14 protein-coding genes are annotated in these 12,850 nt (G+C 67.1%); 12 read left to right on the top strand and 2 right to left on the bottom strand.

Features of this window, described 5'->3' with window-relative positions:
- The first annotated feature begins 372 nt into the window (after nucleotides 1-372).
- The 12 genes from lepA to AC07PU_RS35885 all read left to right on the top strand — a co-directional run bounded on the left by lepA (nucleotide 373) and on the right by AC07PU_RS35885 (nucleotide 11,298).
- On the top strand, nucleotides 373-2,184 hold the full coding sequence (lepA, locus tag AC07PU_RS35830; protein ID WP_208513648.1) for a translation elongation factor 4: 1,812 nt from the start codon (nucleotides 373-375) through the stop codon (nucleotides 2,182-2,184).
- A gap of 5 nt (nucleotides 2,185-2,189) precedes the next feature.
- A complete protein-coding gene (gene lepB / locus AC07PU_RS35835; RefSeq protein WP_208513649.1) occupies nucleotides 2,190-3,155 on the top strand; it encodes a signal peptidase I in 966 nt (321 codons plus the stop codon).
- A gap of 33 nt (nucleotides 3,156-3,188) precedes the next feature.
- Complete coding sequence (locus tag AC07PU_RS35840; protein WP_495322866.1) at nucleotides 3,189-3,557, top strand: DUF4845 domain-containing protein; 369 nt, start codon at nucleotides 3,189-3,191, stop codon at nucleotides 3,555-3,557.
- Nucleotides 3,558-3,574: 17 nt separating this feature from the next.
- Nucleotides 3,575-4,261: a ribonuclease III gene (gene rnc / locus AC07PU_RS35845; protein WP_203204861.1), complete on the top strand. Its 687-nt coding sequence runs from the start codon at nucleotides 3,575-3,577 to the stop codon at nucleotides 4,259-4,261.
- 7 nt (nucleotides 4,262-4,268) lie between these two features.
- The gene (era, locus tag AC07PU_RS35850) at nucleotides 4,269-5,243 is read left to right on the top strand and encodes a GTPase Era (RefSeq protein WP_490876548.1); all 975 of its coding nucleotides are present in this window, start codon (nucleotides 4,269-4,271) and stop codon (nucleotides 5,241-5,243) included.
- A 1-nt stretch (nucleotide 5,244) separates the two neighbouring features.
- Nucleotides 5,245-6,018 (top strand): DNA repair protein RecO, encoded by a 774-nt coding sequence (gene recO / locus AC07PU_RS35855; RefSeq protein WP_495322867.1) that lies wholly within the window; start codon nucleotides 5,245-5,247, stop codon nucleotides 6,016-6,018.
- Nucleotides 6,015-6,791, top strand: a complete 777-nt coding sequence (locus AC07PU_RS35860) for a pyridoxine 5'-phosphate synthase (protein WP_495322868.1) — start codon at nucleotides 6,015-6,017, stop codon at nucleotides 6,789-6,791. Before recO ends, AC07PU_RS35860 begins: the two co-directional genes overlap by 4 nt.
- Nucleotides 6,788-7,195 (top strand): holo-ACP synthase, encoded by a 408-nt coding sequence (gene acpS / locus AC07PU_RS35865; RefSeq protein ID WP_057592281.1) that lies wholly within the window; start codon nucleotides 6,788-6,790, stop codon nucleotides 7,193-7,195. Before AC07PU_RS35860 ends, acpS begins: the two co-directional genes overlap by 4 nt.
- Nucleotides 7,192-8,280, top strand: a complete 1,089-nt coding sequence (nagZ, locus tag AC07PU_RS35870) for a beta-N-acetylhexosaminidase (protein WP_495322869.1) — start codon at nucleotides 7,192-7,194, stop codon at nucleotides 8,278-8,280. The genes acpS and nagZ overlap by 4 nt, the downstream gene beginning before the upstream one ends.
- A 46-nt stretch (nucleotides 8,281-8,326) precedes the next feature.
- Nucleotides 8,327-9,676: a glycosyltransferase family protein gene (locus tag AC07PU_RS35875; protein ID WP_495322870.1), complete on the top strand. Its 1,350-nt coding sequence runs from the start codon at nucleotides 8,327-8,329 to the stop codon at nucleotides 9,674-9,676.
- 125 nt (nucleotides 9,677-9,801) lie between these two features.
- Entirely contained in the window at nucleotides 9,802-10,476 is a 675-nt protein-coding gene (locus AC07PU_RS35880) for a class I SAM-dependent methyltransferase (RefSeq protein WP_495322871.1), read from the top strand.
- Between the two features lie 12 nt (nucleotides 10,477-10,488).
- On the top strand, nucleotides 10,489-11,298 hold the full coding sequence (locus tag AC07PU_RS35885; protein WP_490876858.1) for a galactosyltransferase-related protein: 810 nt from the start codon (nucleotides 10,489-10,491) through the stop codon (nucleotides 11,296-11,298).
- A 33-nt stretch (nucleotides 11,299-11,331) separates the two neighbouring features.
- Here the strand turns inward: AC07PU_RS35885 and AC07PU_RS35890 are convergent, their stop codons facing one another.
- Together AC07PU_RS35890 and AC07PU_RS35895 are read right to left on the bottom strand one after the other, a co-directional pair.
- A complete protein-coding gene (locus AC07PU_RS35890; protein WP_495322872.1) occupies nucleotides 11,332-12,207 on the bottom strand; it encodes a CgeB family protein in 876 nt (291 codons plus the stop codon).
- Between the two features lie 99 nt (nucleotides 12,208-12,306).
- Nucleotides 12,307-12,837: a M48 metallopeptidase family protein gene (locus tag AC07PU_RS35895; protein WP_495322873.1), complete on the bottom strand. Its 531-nt coding sequence runs from the start codon at nucleotides 12,835-12,837 to the stop codon at nucleotides 12,307-12,309.
- Nucleotides 12,838-12,850: the final 13 nt, after the last annotated feature.

Genomic DNA, 12,850 nt, shown 5'->3' on the forward strand with positions numbered 1-12,850 from the left:
TAAGGACCGTTTTCGGTAGAATAGCGGCCTCTCGGCGGCGAGTCGGCGCATAAGCCGAGCGGTCTCCTTCACGATGCGAGATGTTAGGTGACAGTCCACCGACGCTCCACAGATCGCCCACAAGTTGTTCAGAGAGTGCTCCACCAAGCCTGTTGATAAGTTGTTTATAAGTTGCTTGTTGTTGACCCGCAACGACCTGTTTGGACCCTGTTCCCGGATGTACGTGCTTCCCTTTTTGCCTACAATGAAGTTCCAACTACTGCAGTTGCCATTGCTTGTTGGTTCAGGGCGCGTCTCCAGGAGACGCGCCCTTTTTTCTTGCCTGTTGCCCTCTGTGCACGAGCCAATTCAAGTACTTAAGCGTTCCCGTTGATGAATCACATCAGAAATTTTTCGATCATTGCGCACATCGATCATGGCAAGTCGACGCTCGCAGACCGTTTGATCCAGCGCTGCGGCGGCCTCGCGGAACGCGAGATGGAAGCGCAGGTGCTCGACTCGATGGACATCGAGAAAGAGCGTGGGATAACCATCAAGGCACAGACCGCGGCACTGCACTACAAGGCACGCGATGGACAGGTCTACAACCTCAATCTGATCGACACGCCGGGTCACGTCGACTTCTCTTATGAAGTGAGTCGCTCGCTGTCGGCATGCGAAGGCGCACTGCTCGTCGTCGATGCATCGCAAGGCGTGGAAGCGCAGACGGTGGCCAACTGCTACACCGCGCTCGACCTCGGTGTGGAAGTGGTGCCCGTGCTCAACAAGATGGATCTGCCGAACGCCGATCCCGACAACGCACGCACCGAGATCGAAGACGTGATCGGCATCGACGCGACCGATGCGATTCCCTGTTCGGCGAAGACCGGCCTGGGCATCGACGACATCCTCGAAGCGATCGTGCACAAGATGCCGGCGCCGCGCGGCAATCCCGACGCCGCGCTGCGCGCGATGATCGTCGACAGCTGGTTCGATCCGTACGTCGGCGTCGTGATGCTGGTGCGCGTGGTCGACGGCCGGCTCGCGAAGGGCGATCGCATCAAGATGATGGCCTCGGGCGCCAGCTACAACGCCGACAACGTCGGTGTCTTCACGCCGGCCAACGAGCCGCGCGCTTCGCTCGAGGCGGGCGAGGTGGGCTACATCATCGCGGGCATCAAGGAGCTGCAGGCCGCGAAGGTCGGCGACACCGTCACGCTGATCAAGCCGGGCACTGGCGGCGCGGCCGCCACCGCGACCGAGGCGCTGCCGGGCTTCAAGGAAATCCAGCCGCAGGTGTTCGCCGGTCTCTATCCGACCGAGGCCAGCGAGTACGACTCGCTGCGCGACGCGCTCGAGAAGCTCAAGCTCAACGACTCCTCGCTGCGCTACGAGCCCGAGGTGAGCCAGGCGCTGGGCTTCGGTTTCCGCTGCGGCTTCCTCGGCCTGCTGCACATGGAGATCGTGCAGGAGCGCCTGGAGCGCGAGTTCGACCAGGACCTGATCACGACCGCGCCGAGCGTGGTCTACCAGGTGGTGCGCAGCGACGGCGAGGTCATCATGGTCGAGAACCCGTCCAAGATGCCCGAGGTCGGCAAGATGAGCGAGATTCGCGAGCCGATCGTGACCGTGCATCTGTACATGCCGCAGGAATACGTCGGCGCCGTCATGACGCTCGCCAACCAGAAGCGCGGCGTGCAGATGAACATGGCCTACCACGGCCGCCAGGTCATGTTGACCTATGAGATGCCGCTCGGCGAGATCGTGCTCGACTTCTTCGACAAGCTGAAGTCGGTCAGCCGCGGCTATGCCTCCATGGACTACGAGTTCAAGGAGTACCGCGCCTCCGACGTGGTCAAGGTCGACATCCTGCTCAACGGCGAGAAGGTCGATGCGCTCTCGATCATCGTGCACCGCACCCAGTCGCAGTACCGCGGCCGCGCGGTGGTGTCGAAGATGCGCGAGATCATCTCGCGCCAGATGTTCGACGTGGCCATCCAGGCCGCCATCGGGGTCAACATCATTGCGCGTGAGACAATCAAGGCGCTGCGCAAGAACGTGCTGGCCAAGTGCTACGGCGGCGACATCACCCGCAAGAAGAAGCTGCTCGAGAAGCAGAAGGCGGGCAAGAAAAGAATGAAGCAGATCGGCTCGGTCGAGGTCCCGCAAGAGGCCTTCCTCGCGATCCTGCAAGTCGAAGACTGATCAACATGGCATTCATCACCTCCCTCATCCTCGCGGCATTCGCCGGCTACATCGGCGCCTGGTACTTCGGAGCGATCGAGGGCAACTTCGCCTTGCTGTTGTTCCTGGCCACGGTGGTCACCGGCCTTTACTGGCTGGCCGAGCGCTTCTACTTCCTGCCGCGGCGCGAGCGCGCGGCCGCCGCGCTCGAGAGCTCGCTGGCCGAGCGCAATGCGCGGCTCGCCGGCCAGGGCATCAAGCAAGTCGATACCGCCGACGCCAAGGCCAGCGAGCGGCTGCTGATGCAGCCCTGGTGGCTCGACTGGACCGCGGGGCTGTTCCCCGTGATCCTGGTCGTGTTCCTGCTGCGCTCGTTCCTCTACGAGCCGTTCAAGATTCCCTCGGGTTCGATGATGCCCACGCTGCTCACCGGCGACCTGATCCTGGTCAACAAGTTCACCTACGGCCTGCGGCTGCCGGTGATCAACACCAAGATCACCGACGGCACGCCGCTGGCGCGCGGCGACGTGGTGGTGTTCCGCTACCCGCCCAAGCCGAGCCAGGACTACATCAAGCGCGTGGTCGGCATTCCCGGCGACGAGGTGGCCTACCTGAACAAGAAGCTGACCATCAACGGCCAGCCGGTCTCGAAGGAGGCCGCGCCCGACTACCTCGATGGCGAGTCGATGCGCCTGCTCAAGCAGTTCGACGAGAACCTCGCGGGCAAGCAGCACAAGATCCTCAACGACGACGCCGGCCCCGCCTTCGTGCCCGGCGCCAGCGACTTCCCCTTCCGCGAGAACTGCCGCTACTCGGTCGAAGGCGTCACCTGCAAGGTGCCGGCCGGCAACTACTTCATGATGGGCGACAACCGCGATAATTCGGCCGACTCCCGTTTCTGGGGCTTCGTGCCGGACAAGAACATCGTGGGCAGGGCCTTCTTCGTCTGGATGAACTTCGGCGACCTGGGACGCATCGGTCCGTTTCAATAAGCATCAAGCAATTCGTTCGAGGGGTATGAGGGTATGAGAACTGTTCGGTCCAGCCGGAACAGTGCGGCGCGCCAGCGCGGCATCTCGTTCATCGGGCTCGTGTTCGTGGCTGTCGTGCTGGCCTGCGTGGGCGTCGTCGTCGCCCAGGTCATCCCGACGCTGATCGAGTACCAGGCGATCTACAAGGCCGCCAACAAGGCCAAGGAAGGCAGCACCGTGCCCGAGATCCGCGCCATCTTCGACCGCGCCCAGGCCATCGACGACTTCCAGTCGGTCACCGGCAAGGACCTCGACATCAAGAAGGTCAACGACAAGGTCGTGATCTCCTTCGCCTACGAGCGCGAGATCCCGCTGTTCGGCCCCGCCTACCTCGTGCTCAAGTACAAGGGCGAGACCAACTGAACGCCCAGGGAAGCAAGGTGGATGGCGGCCTCACGGCGCTCCAGTCGCGCCTGAAGTACACGTTCGCCGACCCGCGGCTGCTGCAGCTCGCGCTCACGCACCGCAGTTTCTCCGCCGACCACAACGAGCGCCTCGAGTTCCTCGGCGACTCGGTGCTGAACCTGGCGGTCTCGCACCTGCTCTACACCCGCCTCGCGGCGCTGCCCGAAGGCGATCTGTCGCGCGTGCGCGCCAACCTCGTGAAGCAGGACACCCTGCACCGGCTGGCCGTGGGCCTCGCGCTCTCGCCGCTGCTGCGGCTGGGCGAGGGCGAAGCCCGCTCGGGCGGTCCGAACCGGCCCTCGATCCTGGCCGACGCGCTCGAGGCGCTGATCGGTGCGGTCTACCTCGATGCCGGCTTCACGGCCGCGCAGGCGCTGGTGCACCGGCTCTACGAGGCGGTCGAGATCAATCCGCGCATGGAAGCGGTGGGCAAGGACCCGAAGACCGAATTGCAGGAATGGCTGCAGGGTCACAAAATGAAGCTGCCCGTCTACCGCGTCGCGGGGACACTGGGGGCAGCGCACAAGCAGACCTTCGACGTCGAGTGCGAAGTGCCCGAACTGGGCCTTCGCGAACGCGGCATCGGCGGTTCGCGCCGCGCCGGCGAGCAGGCGGCAGCCGCCGCCATGTTGATCCGCCTCAAGGCACGCGGCGGCGCGTGAAAACGAAATGAACGACGCTATCAAATCAGCAGCACAGCCCCAGGACCCGACGGGCGAATCCAAACCATCGGAAGCCACGGGCCCGCAGCACTGCGGTCTGGTCGCCATCGTCGGCAAGCCCAACGTGGGCAAGTCGACGCTGCTCAACGCGCTGGTCGGCCAGAAGATCAGCATCACCTCGCGCAAGGCGCAGACCACGCGCCACCGCATCACCGGCATGCGCACGCTCGGCGCCACGCAGTTCGTGTTCGTCGACACGCCGGGTTTCCAGACCCTGCATGCCAACGCGCTGAACAAGTCGCTCAACAAGACCGTGCAGGGCGCGGTCGGCGACGTCGACCTGATCCTGTTCGTGGTCGAGGCCGGCAGCTTCACGCCGGCCGACGAGCGCGTGCTCAAGCTGCTCGGCAAGGGCATCCCGACGATCCTGCTGGCCAACAAGCTCGACAACGTCGGGCGCCGCGGCGACATCGCGCCCTGGCTGCAGCAGATGCAGACCAAGCACGAGTTCGCCGAGTTCGTGCCGATGTCGGCCAAGAACGCGAAGGACGTCGAGCGTCTGTTCGGCATCTGCGAGAAGTACCTGCCCGAGCAGCCCTGGTTCTACGACGAGGACGAGCTCACCGACCGCAGCGAGAAGTTCCTCGCCAGCGAGCTGGTGCGCGAGAAGCTGTTCCGCCTCACCGGCGACGAGCTGCCCTACACCTCGACCGTCGTCATCGACAAGTTCGACGAGGAAGCGCCGCAGAAGAAGGGCCACAAGCGCCTGCTGCGCATCGCCGCCACCATCGTGGTGGAGCGCGACAGCCACAAGGCGATGGTGATCGGCGACAAGGGCGAGCGCATCAAGCGCATCGGCATGGAAACCCGCGTCGAGCTCGAGAAGCTGGCCGACGCCAAGGTGTTCCTCGAACTCTGGGTCAAGGTGCGTTCGGGCTGGGCCGACGACGAGGCCCGCGTGCGCTCGTTCGGCTACGAATGAAGTGGCCGCCGCCCACCGCGTTTCGCACGAACCGGCCTATGTGCTCCATCGCTACGACTGGAGCGAGTCGAGCCTGATCCTCGAGGTCTTCACCCGCCACCACGGGCGCATCGCGCTCGTGGCCAAGGGGGCGAAGCGGCCGAGCTCCAACTTCCGCCCGGTGCTGCTGCCGCTGCAGCCGCTGGAGATCAACTATGGCGGCGATGCCGAGATCCGCACCCTCAAGGGCGCGGAATGGATGGGCGGCCACGTCATGCCCACCGGCGATGCGCTGCTGTCGGGCTACTACCTCAACGAGTTGCTGCTGCGCCTGCTGGCGCGCGACGACGCGCACGAGGCCCTGTTCGACGCCTATGGCGGCGTGGTGCAGGTGCTGGCCGGCGATCACGGCGGCGCCCAGGCCGCCACCCAGGCGGCCGCGCTGCGCGCCTTCGAGCTGCTGCTGCTGCGCGGGGTCGGCCTGCTGCCGCAGCTCGACGTGCAGACCCTGACGCTCGAGTCGCTCGAAGCCGCCACCCGCTACGCCCTGGTCGCCGAGGCCGGCCTGCGCGCCGCGGCCGACGACGAGGCCGCGCTGGCCGGCGCCGACTGGCAACGGTTGCAGGCGGCGCTCGACGACCGCGCGCCGTTCACGGCCACGCTGCGGCTGGTCGCGACCCTGAGCAACGGCAGCAACAGCGCGCTGCGCAACCAGCTGCGCGCGCTGCTCAACTACCATTGCGGCGTGTCCACGCTGCGTACGCGGCAGTTGATGAGAGATATCCAAGCACTATGAGCACTTCCTCTGCCTCGGCCGGCACCACCGCGCTGTCGGTCAATCTCAACAAGGTCGCGCTGGTGCGCAACACCCGCCACCTGGGCATTCCGAGCGTGGTGAAGGCCGCCACCCTGTGTCTGCAGGCCGGCGCCCAGGGCATCACCGTGCACCCGCGGCCCGACGCGCGCCACATCCGCACGCACGACGTGCACGACCTGTCGGCGCTGCTGGCGAAAGACTGGCCCGGCATCGAGTTCAACATCGAGGGCAATCCGTTCCAGAACCTGATGGACTTCGTGCGCGAGCTGCGTCCCCATCAGGCCACCTTCGTGCCCGACAGCGAGACCCAGTCCACCAGCGACCATGGCTGGACCTTCCCCGACGACGCCGAGCGCCTGCGCCCGCTGATCGCGGAAGCCCGGGCGCTGGGCGTGCGCGTCAGCCTGTTCATGGACCCGATTCCCGAGATGATGGCCGCGGCCAAGGCCGTCGGCGCCGACCGCGTCGAGCTCTACACCGAATCCTTCGCGGCCTCGCGCGGCACGCCCGACGAGCAGGCCGTGCTCGAGCGCTACGCGGCCACGGCGCGCGCCGCGCTCGCCGCCGGCCTGGGCCTGAACGCCGGCCACGACCTGAGCCGCGACAACCTCACGCCCTTCCTGAAGGCGGTGCCCGGCGTGCAGGAGGTCTCGATCGGCCATGCCTTCGTGGCCGACGCGCTCGAGCTGGGCTATGCGGCGACCACGCGCGACTACCTGCGCTGCATCGCCGAGGCCCACGCCGCCGCATGATCTACGGCATCGGCACCGACATCTGCGACGTTCGCCGCATCGCCGCGACCTTCGAGCGCCAGGGCGAGCGCTTCGCGCGCCGGGTGCTCAGCGACGCCGAATTCGCGGTCTGGAAGGCCCGCAGCGAGCGCTGGCCCAAGCGCGGCCTCAGCTACCTCGCCACCCGCTTCTCGGCCAAGGAGGCCTTCAGCAAGGCCATCGGCATGGGCATGCGCATGCCGATGAGCTGGCGGCTGTGCGAGATCGCCAACCTGCGCAGCGGCAAGCCGGTGATCGTGCTGCACGGCGAGCTCAAGACCTGGTTCGAGGCGCAGAACCTCACGGCCCACGTCACCGTCACCGACGAAACCGAATACGCCGCGAGCTTCGTGGTGGTCGAACGCAAGGATGGGCCTGCGCCATGAGTGCGAAGACCGAGGAACTGCTTCTTTCGCCGCTGGTGGTCGACGTGGCCGGCACGGCGCTGACCGATGCCGACCGCCGCCGGCTGGCGCATCCGCGCGTGGGCGGCGTGATCCATTTCGCGCGCAACTGGGAAAGCCGCGCGCAGATGACGGCGCTCAATGCCGAGATCAAGGCGATCCGGCCCGAGCTGCTGATCTGCGTCGACCACGAGGGCGGGCGGGTGCAGCGCTTTCGCAGCGACGGCTTCACTCACCTGCCGACGATGCAGTCGCTGGGCGAGCTCTGGATGCGCGACGCGATGCAGGCCACCCAGGTCGCCACTGCGGCGGGCCAGGTGCTGGCCGGCGAGCTGCGTGCCTGCGGCGTCGACTTCAGCTTCGCGCCGGTGCTCGACCTCGACCATGGCCGCAGCACCGTGATCGGCACGCGCAGCTTCCACCGCGATCCGCGCGTGGTCGCGCTGCTGGCCAAGAGCCTGATGCACGGCATGCTGCTCGCGGGCATGCGCAACTGCGGCAAGCACTTTCCGGGACACGGCTGGGTCAATGCCGATTCGCATGTCGAGATCCCCGTCGACAAGCGCAGCCTCAAGGCCATCCTGGCCGACGACGCGCGGCCCTACGAATGGCTCGGCGGCGCGCTGGCGGCGGTCATGCCGGCGCACGTGATCTATCCGAAGGTCGACAGCCGGCCCGCGGGCTTCTCGCCGCGCTGGCTGCGCGAGATCCTGCGCGGCCGCTTCGGCTTCGACGGCGCCATCTTCAGCGACGACCTCAGCATGGAGGCCGGCCGCTACATCGACGGCGAACTGCTGAGCTTCGCCGATGCGGCGCTGGCTGCGCTGGGCGCCGGCTGCGACCTGGCGCTGCTGTGCAACCAGAGCATCGGCGAAGGCCGGCCGCTCGACGAGTTCCTCGACGGCTTCGAAGCCGCCGAACGCGCCGGTCGCTGGCAGCCCGGTGCCGAGGCGCGCGCCAGCGAGGCACGGCGCCGCGGCCTGCTGCCGCATGGCGAGCCCGTCGACTGGCAGGCGCTCACGCGTTCGCGCGGGTACCTCGATGCGCGCCGCTTGCTCGACATCTAGCGCGATGCCATCGTCGCCCGCGGCGGTCCGCTGCCTGGAGTGACCCATGCCCCTGTGCCTCAGCCTTCTTCAGCGCGCGGACGAGGCGGTGCTGCGCAACCATGCGCACTACTGCCGCCTGTTCGGCTATCCGCACCAGTGGGCCGACACCGAGCGCATCGCCCATCCGGCGCTGTGCGCGAGCGCCAAGTACAGCCAGATCCTGCGCCACCTGCGCACGCTGGCCGAGGGTGACTGGCTGCTGTTCCTCGACGGCGACTCGGTGGTGTTCCACCCGGTCGCGGTCGAGGCGCTGATGCAGGGGCGCGACCTCGTCGCGCTCGAGGGGCCATCGACCGGCGACCGCGCCGGTCCCGCCATGACCAACATGCTGGTGCTGCGCAACACGCCCGGCAACCGTGCGCTGCTGCATCAGCTGATCATCGATGCGGGCCACGTGGTCGCGCTCGAATCGCCGCGTCTCGACGAGACCGCGCGACTGGCACCGGCGGGTCTCCTGCCCTGCAACAGCGTGCTGGCCGAAGCCTACGTCAACGTCTCGTGGCGCGTCTCGCAGTGGCACGACGCGCGGGTCTTCGTGGTGAACCTCGCCGCGCTGCCGGTGCCGTTGCCCGACGGTGGCTGGCGCGACGAGATCCTGCACGACCTGAACCTGCAGGCGCTGCTGGTGCGCGAGGTCAACGGTGCCCTGATGCAGGGCCGCCCGGTGCTGCAGCCGCCCGACTATCCGGCGCTGTCCGAGGAGGCGTGCACCAGCGTCAATCCGCAGGCGCGCATCGCCTTCCTCACGCTCTACACCCACCACATCGCCACCTATGCGCGCGTGTCGGAACACAACGTGCGCCGCTACTGCGAGCGCCATGGCCACGCGTACCACGTGTACCGGGCGCTGCCCGAGGCGATCGGGCCCGGCATCAACGGCTCGTGGGTGCGCACCTGGCTGCTGCAGCAGCACCTGGCGCAGCACGACTGGGTGATCTGGGTCGACGCCGACGTGGTCTTCCGCAACCAGGCGCGCTCCTTCGAGCCGCTGCTGCAGGGCCGCGACCTGCTGCTCGCCAAGGACGTCGGTGCCTGGCGCTTCAATTCGGGCGTCATGGGTTTTCGCAACACGCCGGCCAACCTCGCGCTGCTGGAACGCATCTGGGCGCGCATCGGCGAGGTGGCCGACAAGTCCCAGGTCTACAGCAGCCTGGGCGACCAGCACTACACCAACGAGGTGCTGAAGGAGGAGGGGCTGCTCGGCGAGCACAGCGTGCTGGACAACCTCAGCCTCAACACGCCGCCGCTGCTGGCCGACGCGGACACGCTGCTGGTCCATTTCGTGAGCCTGTCCGAGCCCTACCGGTCGGTGTACATGGCCGCCATGGACGCGGCCTCGCAGAAGAGCCGCTAGCCGCGGGCCGTGGGCGATCAAAGCCCGCGCAACCGTGCAGAACCTGACACCGCGGCGCCCGCCGCGCCAGGGCGCTCCTGTACAGTCGTACGCCCCAGAACAGCAGCGAGAGCAGAGGGATTCCCATGGCACACATAGGCTATTCCTGGCCCACCTTCGACGTCCTGACGCAGGAGATCGTCCGTGCGATCGACCCGCAGCGCATCCTCGACATCGGCGCCGGGGGCGGCAAGTACGGCGCGCTGCTCAAGGGCATCGTTCCGCGCTGCGAGCTCACCGCGCTCGAATGCGACGAAGCGGCCTTTCCGGGCCTGCGCGAAACGGGCTACCACCACATCCTGCCGATCACCGCCGACGGGCTGTACAAGCAGAGCAGCGACCTCTACGACGTCGTCATCCTCGGCGACGTGATCGAGCACATGCTGCATTCGCAGGGCCGGGACCTGCTGGAGTTCCTCAACTACCGCTCGCGCTACATCCTCATCTCCACGCCCGAGTGCATGCCGATGAGCCGCCCCGTCTTCTTCGAGGGCCACAACTCGCTCTGGCGGCCCGATTCCTTCTCGTGGCACGACTACTGGGCGCACCAGCAGTGCGGCGTGATGCATTTCTACCTGCTGCGCGGCCACGACAACTGGGCCGGCCCCGGCCTGGCGGAAGTGGTCGAGAAGGTGAACGGCGCGGGCATCTTCAACCGCTACCAGGACGAGAAGACCCAGCCAGTGCAGCTCGAGATCCGGGACACCCGCTTCAAGCAGCCCGCGGGCGACGACAACTTCATCCTCTACCGGCCTTTCTAGAGCCGCAGTGCCATGGCCGAAGCGAACAAGACCTCCCTGCGCGACATCGACATCATCGTGTCGTATCGCGAGGCCAACGAGGAGCGGCGCGAGAACCTCTACACCGTGCTCGCGCACCTCGGGCGCACCTACACCGACTACCGGCTGTGGCTGCTCGAGGCCGCGGCCACGCCGAGCTTTGACTGGCGCCGGCTTGATGATCCGCACATCCGGCATGTCTTCGTGCCGCACGACGGTCCGTTCCCCAAGTCGATGCTCTACAACACCGGCGTGCGGCTCGCGCGCAGCCCGGTGATCTGCTTCCACGATGCCGACTCGATCGCCCAGCCGCAGTCGCTGCGGGCCTGCATCGACGCCCTGATGGAAGGGCAGGACAGCGATGCGCTGTGCCCCTACTGGTCGGTGATCAACGTCGCCGGCGCGCTCAAGCAGGGCTTCATGGCCGACCCGGACTATGGCCGCCTGGCCACCATCGATCCGCAGCGATTGCCCGAGGACGCGATCGTGCTGTACCCCAATGCCAACGGCGGCATCGTGCTGTTCAAGCGCAGCGAGTACATCCGCGTGGGCGGCTACAACGCGCGGCTCGAGGGCTGGGGCGGCGAGGACGACGAACTGCTGCGCCGCGCTTCGCGGCTCGGCGTGCGCTGGCACTCGATGAACGTGCCGATGTTCCATCTGCACCATGACTCGGTCTCGCGCGGCGAGCACATCGAGCGGATTCGCGATACCGAGAATGCGCGTGCGCCGGAGGCGATTGCCGACATGTCGCAGGAAGAGGTCGAGGCGCTGGCCGTCGAGCTGTCGGCCTTCTTTCGCTGAACCGGGGCGCCGGCCTGCGCACTCGCGGTCGGCTCAGCCGCCGGCTTGTTGCGAGCGCCACGCGAAGAAGCGCTCGATCGCGGGCTGGATGAACATCGCTTGCGACGTGGCCGTGAAGAGCCGGTGGCCCCGCTCGGCGCGTGCCCGGCGTTCTTCCGGTGCCGACAGCAGCCGCTCGGCCGTGTCCGCGAGCCGCTCATAGGGCTCGCCGAAGACCCCCTCGCGCAGCTCGGTCCGCAGCTCGCTGTCGTCGTAGATCTCCGTCAGGATCGGCTTCTTCGCGACGAAACCGACTGCCAGCCGCGGAATCTCCACCGTGCGCGTGGCGTCGAGGAAGCTCACGTTGAGCAGCAGGCGGCTGCGTGCCAGCAGGGCGGCGCGCTCCGCCACGGGGATCGAATGGTGTGCCACGACGGTCATTCCGCGCGCGCGCAGCGTCTCCAGCAGGCGCATGCGCCGATCGTTGAGGCTGCCGAAGAAGAGGACGTCGATGTCTTCGGCCACGGGCGGGTCGGACGCCGGCGGCGGCAGGATGGCGCCGGCCTGGTAGCCGTAGGGCACCAGGTCCGCGCGGGCGATGCCGAGCTCCGCGTAGCGCCGGAAGTTCAGCGCGCTGTATTCCCACACGTAGCTGTTGCGCAGGATCTCCAGATAGGCCGGCGTGAAGGCATTGCCGCCTTCGACCAGCTGCTCGATGTTGACGACGATGCAGTCGGGCCCGAGGTGCGCCAGCTGGTTCCAGGTCAGCCCGGCCGCGAACATGACGATGTTGACGCGGCTCGCGTCGACCTGCGCCTGCTGCCAGTTGACGTCGTAGCCGAGTTCGAGGAGCCCGAGCCTGAAGCCCTCGACGATCTCTCCGATGAACTGCGGATCGCCCGCCGATGTCAGGTGCAGTGGATGTTTCATGGGCTCCCTCTTTCTCTTGGGGGCGCGCCTCCCTAATCGCGCGCCATGCGAGGGCGATTGTGTGCACGGCCGCGGCCCCATGCAAGCCGCCGCGCCTGCTCAGGATGCGGCGGGCGGCGTGGTCGCCGATTCCCACAGGCGCATCCCGCCCGCCTCGATGTGCGTCAGGTACAGCCGCAGATCGAACTCCAGCTGGTGGTAGTCCGGCTCCATGTGCGTGCACAGCGCATAGAAGGCCTTGTCGTGGTCGCGCTCCTTCATGTGCGCGAGCTCGTGCACGACGATCATGCGCAGCCAGGGGGCCGGCACGGCCTTGAACAGGTTCGCGACGCGGATCTCCTGCTTGGTCTTGAGCTTGCTGCCCTGCACGCGCGACACGGTGGTGTGGGTGCCCAGCGCATGGCGGATCACGTGCAGCTTGCTGTCGAAGATCACCTTCGACAGCGGTCCGGCCTTGCGCATGAACTCGTTCTTGAGCCCGGTCGTGTAGAGGTAGAGCGCCTGGTCGGTCTGCACGGCATGCGCGCCCTCGGGGTAGCGCTCGCGCAGCCAGGTGCCCAGGCGCTCTTCGTCGAGCAGCCGGCGCACCTGCGCCTGCAGTGTCGTCGGATAGGCCGAGAGGTACTTCATGCGCGATGGCGCG

Source organism: Variovorax sp. GW821-FHT10D07, from assembly GCF_059415325.1.

Coding starts and splice junctions, on each gene's coding strand:
- AC07PU_RS35875 (WP_495322870.1), top strand. CDS start 8,327: ATGCCCCTGTGCCTCAGCCTTCTTCAGCGCGCGGACGAGGCGGTGCTG.
- nagZ (WP_495322869.1), top strand. CDS start 7,192: ATGAGTGCGAAGACCGAGGAACTGCTTCTTTCGCCGCTGGTGGTCGAC.
- AC07PU_RS35890 (WP_495322872.1), bottom strand. CDS start 12,207: ATGAAACATCCACTGCACCTGACATCGGCGGGCGATCCGCAGTTCATC.
- AC07PU_RS35860 (WP_495322868.1), top strand. CDS start 6,015: ATGAGCACTTCCTCTGCCTCGGCCGGCACCACCGCGCTGTCGGTCAAT.
- lepA (WP_208513648.1), top strand. CDS start 373: ATGAATCACATCAGAAATTTTTCGATCATTGCGCACATCGATCATGGC.
- AC07PU_RS35840 (WP_495322866.1), top strand. CDS start 3,189: ATGAGAACTGTTCGGTCCAGCCGGAACAGTGCGGCGCGCCAGCGCGGC.
- AC07PU_RS35895 (WP_495322873.1), bottom strand. CDS start 12,837: ATGAAGTACCTCTCGGCCTATCCGACGACACTGCAGGCGCAGGTGCGC.
- acpS (WP_057592281.1), top strand. CDS start 6,788: ATGATCTACGGCATCGGCACCGACATCTGCGACGTTCGCCGCATCGCC.
- lepB (WP_208513649.1), top strand. CDS start 2,190: ATGGCATTCATCACCTCCCTCATCCTCGCGGCATTCGCCGGCTACATC.
- AC07PU_RS35885 (WP_490876858.1), top strand. CDS start 10,489: ATGGCCGAAGCGAACAAGACCTCCCTGCGCGACATCGACATCATCGTG.
- era (WP_490876548.1), top strand. CDS start 4,269: ATGAACGACGCTATCAAATCAGCAGCACAGCCCCAGGACCCGACGGGC.
- AC07PU_RS35880 (WP_495322871.1), top strand. CDS start 9,802: ATGGCACACATAGGCTATTCCTGGCCCACCTTCGACGTCCTGACGCAG.